11 protein-coding genes and 1 pseudogene are annotated in these 14,344 nt (G+C 34.7%); 6 read left to right on the top strand and 6 right to left on the bottom strand.

Annotation, left to right across the window (positions count from 1 at the left end; translation table 11 throughout):
* Positions 1–10: 10 nt before the first annotated feature.
* A complete protein-coding gene (locus B0A67_RS11290; RefSeq protein WP_242670953.1) occupies positions 11–682 on the top strand; it encodes a hypothetical protein in 672 nt (223 codons plus the stop codon).
* A gap of 110 nt (positions 683–792) precedes the next feature.
* Here B0A67_RS11290 and purE read toward each other — a convergent pair whose 3' ends face one another.
* The 5 genes and pseudogenes from purE to B0A67_RS11315 form a co-directional block, all read right to left on the bottom strand.
* Positions 793–1,275 carry a 5-(carboxyamino)imidazole ribonucleotide mutase gene (gene purE / locus B0A67_RS11295; RefSeq protein WP_072960526.1) on the bottom strand — a complete coding sequence of 161 codons (483 nt, stop codon included), beginning with the start codon at positions 1,273–1,275 and terminating at the stop codon, positions 793–795.
* Between the two features lie 85 nt (positions 1,276–1,360).
* Positions 1,361–2,515 (bottom strand): 5-(carboxyamino)imidazole ribonucleotide synthase, encoded by a 1,155-nt coding sequence (locus B0A67_RS11300; RefSeq protein WP_072960912.1) that lies wholly within the window; start codon positions 2,513–2,515, stop codon positions 1,361–1,363.
* Positions 2,516–3,006: 491 nt separating this feature from the next.
* Positions 3,007–3,561, bottom strand: a complete 555-nt coding sequence (locus tag B0A67_RS11305; RefSeq protein ID WP_072960916.1) for a hypothetical protein — start codon at positions 3,559–3,561, stop codon at positions 3,007–3,009.
* A 21-nt stretch (positions 3,562–3,582) separates the two neighbouring features.
* Positions 3,583–5,679 (bottom strand): TonB-dependent receptor, encoded by a 2,097-nt coding sequence (locus tag B0A67_RS11310; RefSeq protein ID WP_072960919.1) that lies wholly within the window; start codon positions 5,677–5,679, stop codon positions 3,583–3,585.
* Positions 5,680–5,898: 219 nt separating this feature from the next.
* Positions 5,899–7,172 (bottom strand): annotated as a pseudogene (locus B0A67_RS11315) (PQQ-dependent sugar dehydrogenase).
* 184 nt (positions 7,173–7,356) lie between these two features.
* On the opposite strand from B0A67_RS11315, the gene hpt reads away from it, so the two are divergent.
* From hpt to obgE, 4 genes are all read left to right on the top strand, one after another.
* Positions 7,357–7,887 (top strand): hypoxanthine phosphoribosyltransferase, encoded by a 531-nt coding sequence (gene hpt, locus B0A67_RS11320; protein ID WP_072960529.1) that lies wholly within the window; start codon positions 7,357–7,359, stop codon positions 7,885–7,887.
* 76 nt (positions 7,888–7,963) lie between these two features.
* On the top strand, positions 7,964–8,536 hold the full coding sequence (locus tag B0A67_RS11325) for an adenylate kinase (RefSeq protein ID WP_072960532.1): 573 nt from the start codon (positions 7,964–7,966) through the stop codon (positions 8,534–8,536).
* Positions 8,537–8,758: 222 nt separating this feature from the next.
* On the top strand, positions 8,759–10,033 hold the full coding sequence (locus tag B0A67_RS11330; protein WP_072960536.1) for a hemolysin family protein: 1,275 nt from the start codon (positions 8,759–8,761) through the stop codon (positions 10,031–10,033).
* Positions 10,034–10,207: 174 nt separating this feature from the next.
* Positions 10,208–11,209: a GTPase ObgE gene (gene obgE, locus B0A67_RS11335; RefSeq protein ID WP_072960539.1), complete on the top strand. Its 1,002-nt coding sequence runs from the start codon at positions 10,208–10,210 to the stop codon at positions 11,207–11,209.
* Between the two features lie 104 nt (positions 11,210–11,313).
* On the opposite strand, the gene B0A67_RS11340 is transcribed toward obgE, so the two are convergent.
* Positions 11,314–11,844, bottom strand: coding sequence for an outer membrane beta-barrel protein (locus B0A67_RS11340; RefSeq protein ID WP_072960544.1), 531 nt, complete (start codon positions 11,842–11,844; stop codon positions 11,314–11,316).
* Positions 11,845–12,158: 314 nt separating this feature from the next.
* On the opposite strand from B0A67_RS11340, the gene B0A67_RS11345 reads away from it, so the two are divergent.
* Positions 12,159–14,303, top strand: coding sequence for a S46 family peptidase (locus B0A67_RS11345; RefSeq protein ID WP_072960547.1), 2,145 nt, complete (start codon positions 12,159–12,161; stop codon positions 14,301–14,303).
* Positions 14,304–14,344: the final 41 nt, after the last annotated feature.

The raw sequence follows: 14,344 nt of genomic DNA on the forward strand, positions 1-14,344 counted from the left end.
AAATAGAAAAATGATGAATTATCAAGTTGTTATAAAGAATATAGATACGGTTAATGAAGTAGAAGGATATTGGTCTGATGAAGATTTTGTTCAGTTATTAGAAAAATTCAATTATCCGGACGGGGGAACAGCAGATAAAGCGAGTTTACCGGAATTGTTAGAAATGGCTATTTCGGATTACGAACCTAATGAAGCTGCTGAAATAGTTTTGAAATACAAATTTGCTGATCGATTAGGCGACGGACAAATTGAGCAAATATCGCACAATATGTTAATTGATAAAGTTTGTGAGGAATATCCTGAAATCGATATGCAGGGAACTTTGTTTCATATCAATCAATTACTTTTTAAAGCATACAACGGAAAATTCCCCAATGCAAAAGCTTCTGTTGTTCATTTTTCAATGACACCAACAGAGGGTGAAGCACAAAAGCTGACAGCCGAAAATGTGCTGAAATTATTGAAAAATGGTTTATCTGATAGAAATCTTATCAAAAGATTGTTCGAAAATCAAATGTCTCAAAATATTCCATTTCCGGAAGCTGAGGCTATTGTTTGGGAATTGACAACAGAAGATAATGTGAATTATGATCTGGTTACTTCAGAGAATTGGATAAATAAAGAAGATATTACAGAATATGAATTTGAATCTGTTCTTGAGGAAATTGAAGATGAAGCATAATTTTAAAAAATATAATTAAAACAGAAAGGCTTCCGTAATGGGAAGCCTTTCTGTTTTAATATTCTATTCAGTAGCAGTTTATATTGAAAACTACGACTGAAAACTGAAAACTATTTCAATCCTTCAGCGGCTTTGTTAACCGCTGCTTTCAATTCTTCTTTGTAAGCAATAATCGTATCAAGTACTCTTTTGTCGTGACTTCCGATGATTTGTGCTGCTAGAATTCCGGCATTTTTTGCTCCGTTTAGAGCTACAGTTGCTACAGGAACTCCGCCCGGCATTTGAAGAATTGATAAAACCGAATCCCATCCATCTATAGAATTGCTTGATTTTACAGGAACCCCAATTACAGGAAGCGGCGACATCGAAGCTACCATTCCCGGTAAATGCGCAGCGCCTCCGGCTCCGGCAATAATTACCGAAATCCCGCGAGTATGAGCATTTTTACTGAAATCGAATAATTTTTCCGGTGTTCTGTGTGCCGAAACGATATCTACTTCAGTTTCGATATTAAATTGTTTTAGTATGTCGATGGCATCCTGCATGACTGGCATGTCAGAGATACTTCCCATTATGATGGCTACTTTGCTCATTTTATTTTATTTAAGATTAAAATGATTGAATGATTTAAAGATTACTATGATAGTCTTTAAATCATTCAATCTTTAAATTTTTTAATTATTCCGAAATCACTTTAATTGTATTCTTAACATCCTCGGCAATTCTTCTTGCTTCACCCATGTTTTCATTTACAATCGTAACGTGACCCATTTTTCTGAAAGGTCTTGTTTGTTTTTTACCGTAAATATGTGGAGTAACTCCATCCCATCCTAAAATGGTTTCAATATTTTCGTAAACCACATCTCCTGAAAAACCTTCGGCGCCTACTAAATTTACCATAACTCCCGCAACTTTACTGTCTGTGTTTCCTAACGGAAGATCTAAAATAGCGCGTAGATGATTTTCGAATTGTGATGTATAACTTGCTTCGATCGAATAATGACCTGAATTGTGCGGGCGAGGAGCGACCTCATTTACCAAAATTTCATCTTCGTGAGTTTGGAACATTTCAACTGCCAAAAGACCAACATGATTGAATTTCTCCGAAACATTCAAAGCAATTGCTCTGGCTTTTTCGGCTACTTTTTCGTCGATTCTGGCAGGGCAGATTACATATTCTACTTGGTTCGCTTCCGGGTGAAATTCCATTTCGACAACTGGGTAGGTTTTGATTTCTCCTGATGGGTTTCTTACTACGATAACGGCCAATTCATTTTTGAACGGAACCATCGTTTCTGCAATACATTCTACATTTGGTAAATCATCCATGTCTGAAATCTGACGAATGACTTTTACGCCATTTCCGTCGTAACCGAATTCAGTACATTTCCAGACAAACGGAATGGTGATTTCGTTATTTCCAACGGACTTTTGCAAATGTGCAGGACTGTCAAATCTTAAATAAGCGGCTGTTGGGATATTACTTTGAGTATAAAAATCTTTTTGAACGCCTTTATTCTGAATTCCTTTTAGGGTCTTTGGAGAAGGATATACTTTTAGGCCTTCTTTTTCGAGTTGCGTCAAAGCTTCAAGATTGACCAATTCAATTTCGAAAGTCAAAACATCGACTTGCTTTCCAAAATTGTAAACCGTTTCATAATCCATCAAGTCGCCTTTGAAGAATTTATTACAGGCAATTTTACTCGGAGCTTCGTCGCTCGGATCTAAAACATAAGTTTGTATGTCAAATTTTCGAGTGTCAGACAATAGCATTTTTCCTAATTGTCCGCCACCTAATATTCCTAATTTAAAATCAGAAGAAAAATAGTTCATTGTAGTTGCGTTTTTGCAAAGATACTTTTTAATCTTTTTTTTGCCACGAATTTCACGAATTTCATGATTTTTTTCCAATTCTAATTTCAACCAGAATACAATTTGTGGAATTTGTGGTTAACTTTTTTTAATTTGTGGTGAAAAATTTAACCGCAAAGTCCGCAAAGATTTACGCAAAGTTCGCAAAGTTTAATTGTTAGAAGGAGGCAAAGAACACAAAGCTTTATGTTAAGATTTGTAGATTAAAATTTGTGCTAATTTGTGAAATTTGCGGTTAACTAAAAAAATCATTTTAATCTTTTAATCTGTGGCAAAAAAGATTAAACGCAAAGTCCACAAAGGTTTCGCAAAGTTTTCATTTTTAAAAGAATGCAAAGAACACAAAGAACACAAAGCTATAAGTTAAGATTTGCAGATTAAAAATTTGTGCTAATTTGTGAAATTTGCGGTTAACTAAAAAATCATTTTAATCTTTTAATCTGTGGCTAAAATTACTTTTCGATTTTCTTCAACACTTCTTTAGCGACAGCTTTATAAGCTGCTGAATGATCTCCATAATCTTTGTTCAGGATAATTTGCAATTCAGGATGAATCCAGTCGTAATGATTTCCTAACACATATAAAGTTCTTATGGAGTAGGCTTTTGTGGCTACCTTTATGTCATTAATCAGCCAGTCGAAAGAAGCTTCAATGCAATCTTGTAAATTATCTTCTGAGAGGGAAATACTGTTTTCGTTTTTCTTATAATGTGATTTTACCAGAAGCTGAACCACTTTTGCAATAGGTCTTATAGCACTTTCATCTTTTAAAACCTTTAAATTAGAACAAAAGAAATCAAGATGAGGCTGGAGCCAGATTAATTCTTCGTAGGATACAAATTCTAAAATCCAACAAGCCTTATGGTTGTTTTTGTCTTCGGGCGAAAAACAAACCGACACCAATTCTCTAAATAAATGATGGTTTTCTAAAATATACTGAGCCGCCAATAGCCGGTTTTCTCTGTACGCATTTACATAGTCTAGTTTTGCTTGTAATTCAGATGGCATTTTTTTTGATTTAATACACATCTAAAATAAGTAATTTAGTGAAAACGTTCCATAATAATTTACAGGAAGTCCCGGATAATAATATCTTGGACTTGCATTTCCGACTGCAACGGCGTTGGGCAAAATCATTGAGGCATATTTTTCATCCGTAACATTGTTAATGCCGAAAGCTAAATTGGTATTCAAATTAGGAAGAATTTCAAAACGATAACCTGTTTTTAGATTGATGATTTGATAAGAATCTGAATAAGCAGAGTTGGCATCGTTTAGCGGAATTTTGTCTGTAAGCTGAAAATCGGCAGAAAAATAAATTCCCAAAGAAGTATTTAAAATTATTCCCGCGTTTACTTTATTCGATGCAACTCCGGTTAATTTATTTCCGGAATAATCATTTCCGTTATCGACAAAATCCTTAAACTCATACTTTCCTAATGAAGCTGCGATAAAAGAATTTAAACTGAGAAAGCGATTAATAGGCCAATTGTGTTTTGCTAAAACTTCGATTCCTTCATGAAGCGTTTTTCCGGCATTTATACCTTCGTATTGATCGTCGCCGATTCTTTTTGCTACTAATAAATCTTTTATTTCCATTCGGTAAACCGCAAATTCTGTATAAAGGCTTTTGTTGAAGAAGTAGAATTTTCCACCCGCTTCAAAATTATAACCGCTTTCAGGTTTTATATGCGGATTGATGTTGCCGGAACTTGTAAGTGTTTCTTCTGTGGCAGGCAATGAAAACCCCCGACTTGCTGAAAAGTATAAAGTTTTTTGCTCATTAGGTTTAAATAGGAAAGACAATTGAGGAGAAAAAATCCCATCATAACTATATTTTTCTGTTGAGTTCTTATTTGGGAGAAAGTTTGTCAGTTGAAAATGCGTTTCATTATAATTCAATCCCGCCTGAATTTCGAATTGATCTGAAAGCAAAGTTCTGATTTGCGAAAAAATATTGTAAAAATGTCTTTTTTGATCGGTTTCTGTTAATTGATTTCCTTGTAAGCTTCCTTGGCCGTTGTTGGTTTTGTAAAGATTCTCAAAAGTATTACCGTTATAATTATCCGTGAAATATTCGATTCCCGCAATAAATTGATTTTCTGTTTTTCCGATTTTAAAGTCTCCTGAAAATTGCGTTCTTCCTCCGGTTCCAAAAGTATATTGACGTAAAATATCAAAAGGGCGAGGTTCGTTACTGTCTTTATAATTGACAAATATTGAAGTAGTATTACTCAGATGATCATTAATTTTAAAATCATAAGCCAATCCGGCCAAAGTAGATTTATATTCTTTAAATCCTTTTGAAGCCACCCAGGTTGGTGCGCCAAGTTTTGGGTTAGAATCAAAAACCTCCTTAGTAATCGAACTAGGAATATAGGCTTTCAAATAAGTGTAATTCGAAAAATACGTCAGTTTGTTGTTTTTCTTTTTGAATAATTCTCCTGCAAGTGTAATTCCTTCGCGATTGTACGAACTGTTTTCTCTCCATCCATCGGTTTTAAGATTATGGTAATTGATATTCAGACTAGCGCTTTTTTCATTCACACTATAATTCAAACTGTTTTTAAGTAATCCAAACGAACCAAAAACGCTGCTTACGCTGGCATTTTCTCCATTGGTTTTCGAAAGTTGAGGTGAAATTAAAATCGCACCGCCCAAACCCGCGCCATAAATACTCGAAAGCGGCCCTTTGATAACTTCAAGTTGCCCAATATTTTCCAGATCGATATCGTCAATAACCGTTTCGCTATTTCCGGATGTCAGCGGAATACTGCCGTAAAAAGCCCTGATTTTATTAGTTCCGTAAGGAGATCTTGCACCAATACCACGAATCGAAATCCGGGTTGTCGTAAAATTCGATGATTGCATGAATACTCCGGGAATTGTATTGATTACTGTGCTGATATCTGTCGCATTATTTTGCAAAAGATCTTTTTTGGACAAAATACCAATTGCGGCCGGCGTATTTTGCAAGCGCGTATTAATATGAAGCGGACTAATAACAACTTCGTCCAGTTTTTGTGTTTTGACAGAATCAATAGTTTTGCTTTTTTTTTCTTGTGCTTTACTATTATGAAAAATGCAAAACACAAAAAGTAGAAAACAATATTTTTTTAAAATCATAAAAGAGTTTTGATCAGTTTTTGCGCATAATTTTAAACACATAGAAACATAGCTTTTGATGGCGTAAAAAAGGCATTTCACTTAGCATTAATTCACATGAGCTATGTGAAAGAAATGTGTTTCTTTTCAATGACCTTTTCGCAAAATAAGACCTATGTTTCTATGTGTTTAAAATTATTCGCTTAAAGTTTGGGATTTGGAATTTAAAAAATTTGGGATTTATTTTTTCGCCGTTACCTTCCAAATCGTATTTCCACTATCATCATTTACCAAAAGCGATCCGTCTTGCATAACAGTTACTGCAACAGGACGTCCATAAACTTCGGCTTTATCAGCATTAGAAATAAATCCGGTTAAAAAATCTTCAGGTTTTCCGGAAGGTTTTCCGTTGGCAAAAGGAACAAAAACTACTTTGTACCCAGAGATCTTAGCGCGATTCCAGGATCCGTGCTGACCAACGAAAGCCCCGTTTCTGTATTTTCAGGGAAAGCAGTTTTATTATAAAAAGCCAATCCCAAAGATGCCGTGTGAGCACCAACAGGAACGTCAGGAACAATAGCTTTGGCAGCAAGATCTTTACGTTCGCCTTTCATTCTTGGGTCAGGGTTGTTTCCGTAATAAGAATACGGCCAGCCATAAAAGCCGTCTCTTTTTACGCTGGTAATATAATCAGGAACCAAGTCATCGCCCAATTCATCACGCTCGTTAACCGCGGTCCATAATTCCTTATTTATCGGATTCCAATCCATTCCAACAGGGTTTCTGAGGCCTGCGGCATATATTTTTTCTCCAGTTCCGTCGGGATTGATTTCTAAGATATCGGCACGACGCACTTCTTTGTCCATTCCGTTTTCACCAACATTACTTCCGGAACCTACAGAAACATAGATTTTTGTTCCTTCAGGGTTTACAATTATATTTCTCGTCCAGTGATTGTTGTAACCTCCGGCGGGAAGTTCGAGAATTTTGGTTCCTTTTGCTTCTAGTTTCAAAGGTGCATTTTTATACGGATAACGATAAAGTCCGTCAGTATTGGCAACATAAAAAAAGTCTTTCAGAACTAACATTCCAAAGGGTCTGTTGAGGTCTTTTAGAAAAACTTCACGAGTCTCAAACTTTCCGTCTTTGTCTTTGTCACGAAGAATTATGATTTGGTTTTTACTGGTTCTTGTGCCGCTTTCGACAACAAAAATATCATTGTTAGGCGCAATATAAGTCCAACGCGGATTCTCGAAACCATCAGCAAATTTTGTAACGGTGAAGCCTTCCGGGGCTGTTGGTGTTTTTCCTTCCGGCCAGCCAATCACTTTGCTGTTATTCGTTTTCGATTCAGTTGCATACGGCGGCGGTAAAGTAAGATCGCCAATCGCGGTTTTTACAATCGTATTGGGTTGTTTCGCGAGAGTCTCTTTTTCTTCTTTTTTTACCTGCCCGTTGCAGGCTGTCATTATTGCCAGTAAGGATATCGAATATAGTTGCGCAGTAGTTTTCATGCTGGTTCGGAGTTAATTGTTTATAGAACAACAATTTAGTAAAATAAAAAAGAGTTGCAAGAAAATATTTGTAAATATTATGTGATATTTAACATTCTTAAAAAAATATGTGTCCAACCTATTTTGATACTTACAGTTTGGTTGTAATTCTGTATCTTTGCGCATTATTTTAAACATAAAAATAATGATACAACTTCACGATAAACAATTTGTTCCGTTTATTTCGGCCAAAGAAATTGATTTTGCTTTAACTAAAATAGTGGCTCAGGTAGAAGATGATTTTAGAGACGATACCCCAATTTTTATTGGTGTTTTAAATGGTGCATTTATGGTTGTTGCCGATTTTCTGAAAAAATACAAAAGCCCCTGCGAGGTTTCATTTATAAAAATGGCATCTTATGAAGGAACTGAAACTACTAACGCTGTAAAAGAATTAATAGGTATTAATCAGGATTTGACTGGCAGAACCGTGATTATCATTGAAGATATTATAGATACCGGAAACACAATTGAAGAATTAAAACACATATTTAAAGAACAAAATGTAAAGCATTTTAAAATTGCAACTTTGTTTTTTAAACCGGATGCCTATAAAAAAGACATCAAAATAGATTACATCGGAATCAGGATTCCAAATAAATTCATTGTTGGTTACGGATTGGACTACGATGGTTTAGGACGAAATTTAGCCGAAGTATATAAATTAGCAGAATAATTATCAACATACACACAACTATATATTCATTTAAAACTTCTTATAAAAAACAGAAGTAACAACACTCACTCATATTATGATTAACATTGTTTTATTTGGAAAGCCAGGAGCAGGAAAAGGAACTCAGGCAGAATTTTTAAAAGAAAAATACAAATTAACGCACCTTTCAACAGGAGATATTTTTCGTTTTAATTTGAAAAATGATACAGATTTAGGTAAAAAAGCAAGGGTTTTTATGGACAATGGAGAATTAGTTCCTTGCGAAGTTACAACTGCAATGTTAATAGATGAGGTGAATAAAAATCCTGATACAGAAGGTTTTTTGTTTGATGGTTATCCAAGAACATTAGATCAGGCAAAAGCGCTGGATCAATTTTTGCCAACAATTGGATCAGGTGTTACTGCTACAATCGCATTAGAAGCTGATGACGAAATTTTGGTAGCACGTTTGTTAGAAAGAGGAAAAACCAGTGGAAGAGTAGACGATCAGGACGAAGAAAAAATTCGTGTAAGATATCAGGAATACAATGAGAAAACTGCTCCGCTAATTGGATATTATAAAGAACAAAATAAGTTTCACGCCGTAAATGGTATCGGAACTATCGAAGAAATTACAGAGCGATTAACGTCAGTTATAGATAATTTGTAGAAGCTTTTTCCAGCTGCCGTTTCAAGTCCTAACTAAAAAAACTATTTTTCTATATCGTAAACAAGCTTCTCCTGATACTTTTAGGAGTGAGTTGTTTTCAGAAAAGAAGAATTAGTTTTTTTAGCTCCGGGCTTTTTTCTTCTCCCGTAAATGGGATTGACTATGGAATATTTAGATTGCAAATTATATTTATAAACTATTAAATAACGAATAACCCTCAAATTGGAAATACTAATAATATTTTTTCTAATACTATTAAATGGAGTTTTCTCTATGTCTGAAATTGCACTTATTTCAGCAAGAAAAAACAGACTTGAAACTGCCGCAAAAAAAGGAAATAAAAGTGCCAAAATTGCGCTCGACTTAGCCAATTCACCAAATAAGTTTTTATCTACAGTACAAATCGGAATTACCCTTATCGGGATTTTGACAGGTATTTATAGTGGTGATAAAATCACGATAGATGTAGAAACATATGTGAGCGGATTTGCTGTTTTAAGACCTTACGCACATTCAGTAGCAGTGGGTATTGTCGTGGTAGTTTTAACATTTTTCTCATTAGTTTTAGGAGAGTTATTGCCAAAACGAATCGGGTTAAATTATCCGGAAGCAATTGCTAAAATGGTGGCATTGCCAATGAAAATAATCTCGATCATTACCGCACCGTTTATTTGGATGCTTACGACTTCGACTGATTTTTTATTGAATGTTTTCCAAATAAAACCTTCTGCAGACGGTAAAGTGACTGAAGAAGAAATTAAAGCAATTATAAAAGAAGGAACAGAGGGCGGAGAAGTTCAGGAGATTGAACAGGATATTGTGGAGCGTGTTTTTCATATTGGTGACCGAAAGGTAAATTCGTTAATGACACACCGTAAATCGGTAGACATGCTGCCTTTTAATGCTGATAAAGCTAAAATAAAAGAACTGGTTTTAATGGATTTGCATACCATTTATCCCGTGTACAGAGATAATTATGACGATATAGTAGGAATCGTAACCCTAAAAAATATATTTGCGAATATCGAAAGCGACCATTTCGATTTAGGAGCAATAATGACAGATGCTCCTTATTTGATGGAGCAGACAACAGCGTATAAAGCACTTGAGAATTTTAAAAGAACCGGCGTTCATTATGCATTAGTTTCTGATGAATATGGAGTTTTTCAGGGAATAATTACATTAAATGACATTTTGGAAGCGTTAGTGGGTGATGCATCTGATTTTTATAAAGATGAATTTCAATTAATAGAAAGAGAAGATGGTTCGTGGCTTGTTGACGGACATTATTCATTACACGATTTCTTAACTTATTTCGAATTAGACGAGTTGACAAATGATTACGAAGTAAATACAGTGAGCGGGATGATTATGACCGAGCTTTCTCATATTCCGAAAGAAGGCGAAAAATTAATCTGGCAAAAATTTGTGTTAGAAGTCATCGATATGGATGGCGTAAAGATTGATAAAGTGTTGGTAAAAGCACTAAAAGAGTAAGAAAATAAAATAGTTTTCAGTCGCAGTTTTCAGTCAGAGTTTGACCGAAAACTGCGACTGCGACTGAGAATAAAAATTTGTTTCAGGTTTTTGTTTCAGGTTTCAAGTTAAGTGTGTTACGCCAATTTGAAACCTGAAACTTTAAACTTTAAACTATACATAAACAAAAAGAAAATGACAGAAGGAAATTTTGTAGATTATGTTAAGATATATGTTTCTTCCGGAAAAGGAGGAAAAGGATCTACACATTTACATAGAGAGAAATTTATTGAAAAAGGAGGCCCGGACGGAGGTGATGGTGGTCGTGGTGGACACGTATATTTAGTTGGAAATAAGGGACTTTGGACACTTTTTCATTTAAAATTTGCTCGTCATATTAAAGCCGGACACGGTGGAGACGGAGGAGGAGATCGTAGCACGGGTGCTGATGGAGATGATAAATTTATCGAAGTGCCTTTAGGTACAGTTGTAAAAGATAAAGAAACCGGAGAAACCTTATTCGAAATTACCGAAGACGGCGAAAAACAGATTCTTTCAAGAGGAGGAAAAGGTGGATTAGGAAACTGGCATTTTAGAAGCTCAACGAATCAGACACCAAGATATGCTCAGCCAGGTTTGCCGGGTGTAGAGATGGATGTAATTCTTGAATTGAAAGTTTTAGCAGATGTTGGTTTGGTAGGTTTTCCTAATGCCGGAAAATCAACTTTATTATCTGTATTGACTTCTGCAAAACCAAAAATTGCCGATTATCCTTTTACAACCCTAAAACCTAATTTAGGAATTGTAGCATACAGAGATTTTCAATCTTTTGTAATCGCTGATATTCCCGGTATTATTGAAGGTGCAGCTGAAGGAAAAGGTCTAGGGCATTATTTCCTGCGTCACATTGAGCGTAATTCAACACTGCTATTTTTAGTTCCTGTTGATACGCCGGATATTAAAGGGGAGTATGATATTCTGGTTAACGAATTGACCAAGTACAATCCGGAAATGTTAGACAAAGAACGTCTTTTAGTAATCTCAAAATGTGATATGCTGGATGACGAACTGAAAGCAGAATTGAAAGTTGAACTTGATGTCGCTTTCAAAGATATTCCTTATATGTTTATCTCGTCAGTAGCCCAACAAGGACTGACTGATCTTAAAGATAAACTTTGGAAGATGTTGAATGAATAAGAACAATATTTTATTAGATACAAAACCCGACAAATTTTTTAATTGTCGGGTTTTTGTTTAAAAACAAAAAAAACAAATTATTTCAGATGAGTTTAGTCAGAAAACTAAAGTCCGAAATTTTTAGAAATTCCAATATTGAAACTCTTTCCAAAATCAAAGGCAAAACGTTCTTTTCTTGGGGAATTTGTTCCGTCAATATTGTCGTAATTAATTCCTCCAATAGAAAAATTGAGTGCCAGTCCTCTTTTGATATTAATATATAATCCAGGTTCAAGGCTAGCATAGACTCCCTTTGCATTATTAGAAGAACTGTTTTGATATCCGGCACCTAAGTCGGTATAAAAAGAAAATAAATCAGAAATGTCAGCTGAATAACGGACGAACCCTCCCGTTTTATAATTTTCAGTTTTTTCAGAACCTTTTGTATTTAAGGTTGCAATAGCACCTTCAACACCAATTGTCCAATGATCTCCAAATTGATATCCTATTTTAGGAGAGAATTCAAAATTTGTGGATTTGTCGTCTCCAATTTTTTCTGATGTAAAACCAATATTTCCACTTAAAAGAATTGATCCTTTTTGAGCATTTGTGATCGTTGCAACAAATAGTGCAACTGTTAATAGTAATTTTTTCATTTTACTTTAATTAAATAATTGGAGCAAACTTATGGAATTAAAATTTGTAAGAAAAAGTTTGTTTTGATTTTTTGTAATTGAAAGTTTATTTTTATAAATAAAAGGACTAATTAAGAAGCTTTGGCTTTTTTTATTTCAAATTTTAAGAATTATATAAAATTAGAATTGTCGGAAACGATTATATTTTTCTATTTGTAGAATTGTGAATTTCGTAAAATTGTCTTAAAATGTGTTGAGTATCTTTTGGTTTTAGTGACTTGTGCTATTTTTTGTTGCGAAAATGAATTATATTCGCGTCACTTAAACAAAATAACATGAAAAAAATAGTTTTATTCTTGACCATGTGCTTAATGGCTTTTCCTGTAAAAGCTGATGAAGGAATGTGGTTTTTGATGTTTATCGAAAGATTGAACCATAGAGATATGGAAAAAATGGGCTTACAATTGACGGCCGAAGAAATTTACAGTATTAATCATCATAGTTTAAAAGATGCGATTGTACAGTTTAATGGAGGCTGTACTGCTGAGATCGTTTCTAAAAACGGATTGGTTTTAACGAATCACCACTGTGGGTATAATGCAATTGCTGAGCTTTCTACAGCTGAGCAAAATTATTTAAAAGATGGTTTCTGGGCAAAAGAGAAAAGTGCTGAAATGAAACCTAAATCATTATACGTTCGTTTCTTTGTTCGAATGGATGATGTTTCTAAAAGAATTTTATCTAAGGTAAATGATCAAATGTCTGAAACTGAAAGAAACAAAATTATTCAGCAAGAGATTAATCTAATCGAAAAAGAAAACAACGAAGGCGGAAAATACACTGTTTCTGTTCGTCCTTTCTTTCAGGGAAATGAATATTACTATTTCGTTTATCAGGATTATACAGATGTTCGTTTAGTAGGTACACCTCCTGAAAGTGTAGGTAAATTTGGGGGAGATACTGATAACTGGGAGTGGCCGCGTCAAACAGGTGATTTCTCTATGTTTAGAGTATATGCTGATAAAGACGGAAATCCTGCAGAATATTCAAAAAACAATGTGCCCTTGCAGCCTAAACATTACTTGCCAGTAAGTATTAAAGGAGTTAAGGAAAATGATTTTGCAATGATTTTAGGATATCCTGGAAGAACAAATCGTTGGATGCCAGCCGGCGGAATCGAACAAAATATAAAATATGCTTATCCTGCATGGGTTGAAGGTGCTAAAACCGGAATGGATGTAATGAAAAAGTATATGGACAAAGATGCAACAGTTCGTTTGCAATATGCGTCTAAATATGCTTCGACAGCAAATTACTGGAAAAACCGTCAGGGTATGATTGACGCTTTAACAAAAGCCGGAACAGTAGATGTTAAAACGGCACAGGAAGATAAGTTCTATGAGTGGGCAACTAAACCGGCTAATAAAGAAAAGTACGAAAATGTAATTCCTACTATTAATGATTATTACAGATCGACAAATTTAAAAGCAACTCACGACAATTACTTAATGCAACTTTTGCGTACTTCAAGTTATGCAGCAGGACCGGCAAATTTAGGAAATGCATTGATTGCTTATTATAACGAGAATGATGCTAAAAAAGCAGAAATGTTACCTAAGATCAATGCATTGATCGATAACATTTATGGTGAATTTTATGCACCGCTTGAAAAAGATATTTTTGCTGCACAATTGAACTTATATACTTCAAAAGGGGCAGAGTATGGTTTAGGTACGCAAGTAGCTAAAATGAAATCAGAGAATAAGGGTGACTTTACTGCAGATGTTGCAAAGGCAACTGAGATAAGTTACTTTACAACTAAAGAAAAAGTATTGGCATTTATGGCTAATCCAAAGCCATTAGCAATTGTACATGATCCTTTGTACATTATTTCTAATGATTTGATGACAAAATACCGTGCTAAAACGGATGATCAGGCTAAAGCTGATGATGGTTTTGCAACTGCTTTCCGCGAATTGGTTGAAGGATTAAGAGAATCAAAATTAAATGCGATTCAGTATCCGGATGCTAACTCTACTTTGAGACTGACTTACGGAAAAGTTCGTGCTTTGCCTGCAGATCCAAGAAACGATGCTAAAATTAATAACTATACGACTATGGAAAGTATGGTGAAAAAATATAAAGCTGGAGACCAGGAATTTGATTTGCCAAAACGTTTGTTAGAATTAAACAAGAAAAAAGATTACGGACAATATGCTGACAAAGCAGGATATATGCCAATAAATTTCCTTACAGACAATGATATCACAGGAGGAAATTCTGGTTCACCGGTTCTGAACGGAAAAGGAGAATTAATTGGAATCGCTTTTGACGGAAATATTGAAGCTATGGCTGGAGATGTTATTTTTGATCCTAAATTGCAAAGAACGATCAACGTAGATATTCGTTACGTACTTTGGATTATTGATAAATACGCAGGAGCTAAGAATATTATTGACGAATTGACTATTGTAAAATAATCTCAATTTATTTATAAAATTAAACCCGACAAGTTTTAAAG

Source organism: Flavobacterium aquidurense, from assembly GCF_002217195.1.
Classification (GTDB): Bacteria; Bacteroidota; Bacteroidia; order Flavobacteriales; family Flavobacteriaceae; genus Flavobacterium; species Flavobacterium frigidimaris.

Bases quoted from the DNA above. Each gene is read 5' to 3' on its own strand.
- B0A67_RS11340 (WP_072960544.1), bottom strand. From the start codon at position 11,844: ATGAAAAAATTACTATTAACAGTTGCACTATTTGTTGCAACGATCACA.
- purE (WP_072960526.1), bottom strand. From the start codon at position 1,275: ATGAGCAAAGTAGCCATCATAATGGGAAGTATCTCTGACATGCCAGTC.
- obgE (WP_072960539.1), top strand. From the start codon at position 10,208: ATGACAGAAGGAAATTTTGTAGATTATGTTAAGATATATGTTTCTTCC.
- B0A67_RS11305 (WP_072960916.1), bottom strand. From the start codon at position 3,561: ATGCCATCTGAATTACAAGCAAAACTAGACTATGTAAATGCGTACAGA.
- B0A67_RS11325 (WP_072960532.1), top strand. From the start codon at position 7,964: ATGATTAACATTGTTTTATTTGGAAAGCCAGGAGCAGGAAAAGGAACT.
- hpt (WP_072960529.1), top strand. From the start codon at position 7,357: ATGATACAACTTCACGATAAACAATTTGTTCCGTTTATTTCGGCCAAA.
- B0A67_RS11300 (WP_072960912.1), bottom strand. From the start codon at position 2,515: ATGAACTATTTTTCTTCTGATTTTAAATTAGGAATATTAGGTGGCGGA.
- B0A67_RS11345 (WP_072960547.1), top strand. From the start codon at position 12,159: ATGAAAAAAATAGTTTTATTCTTGACCATGTGCTTAATGGCTTTTCCT.
- B0A67_RS11290 (WP_242670953.1), top strand. From the start codon at position 11: ATGATGAATTATCAAGTTGTTATAAAGAATATAGATACGGTTAATGAA.
- B0A67_RS11310 (WP_072960919.1), bottom strand. From the start codon at position 5,679: ATGATTTTAAAAAAATATTGTTTTCTACTTTTTGTGTTTTGCATTTTT.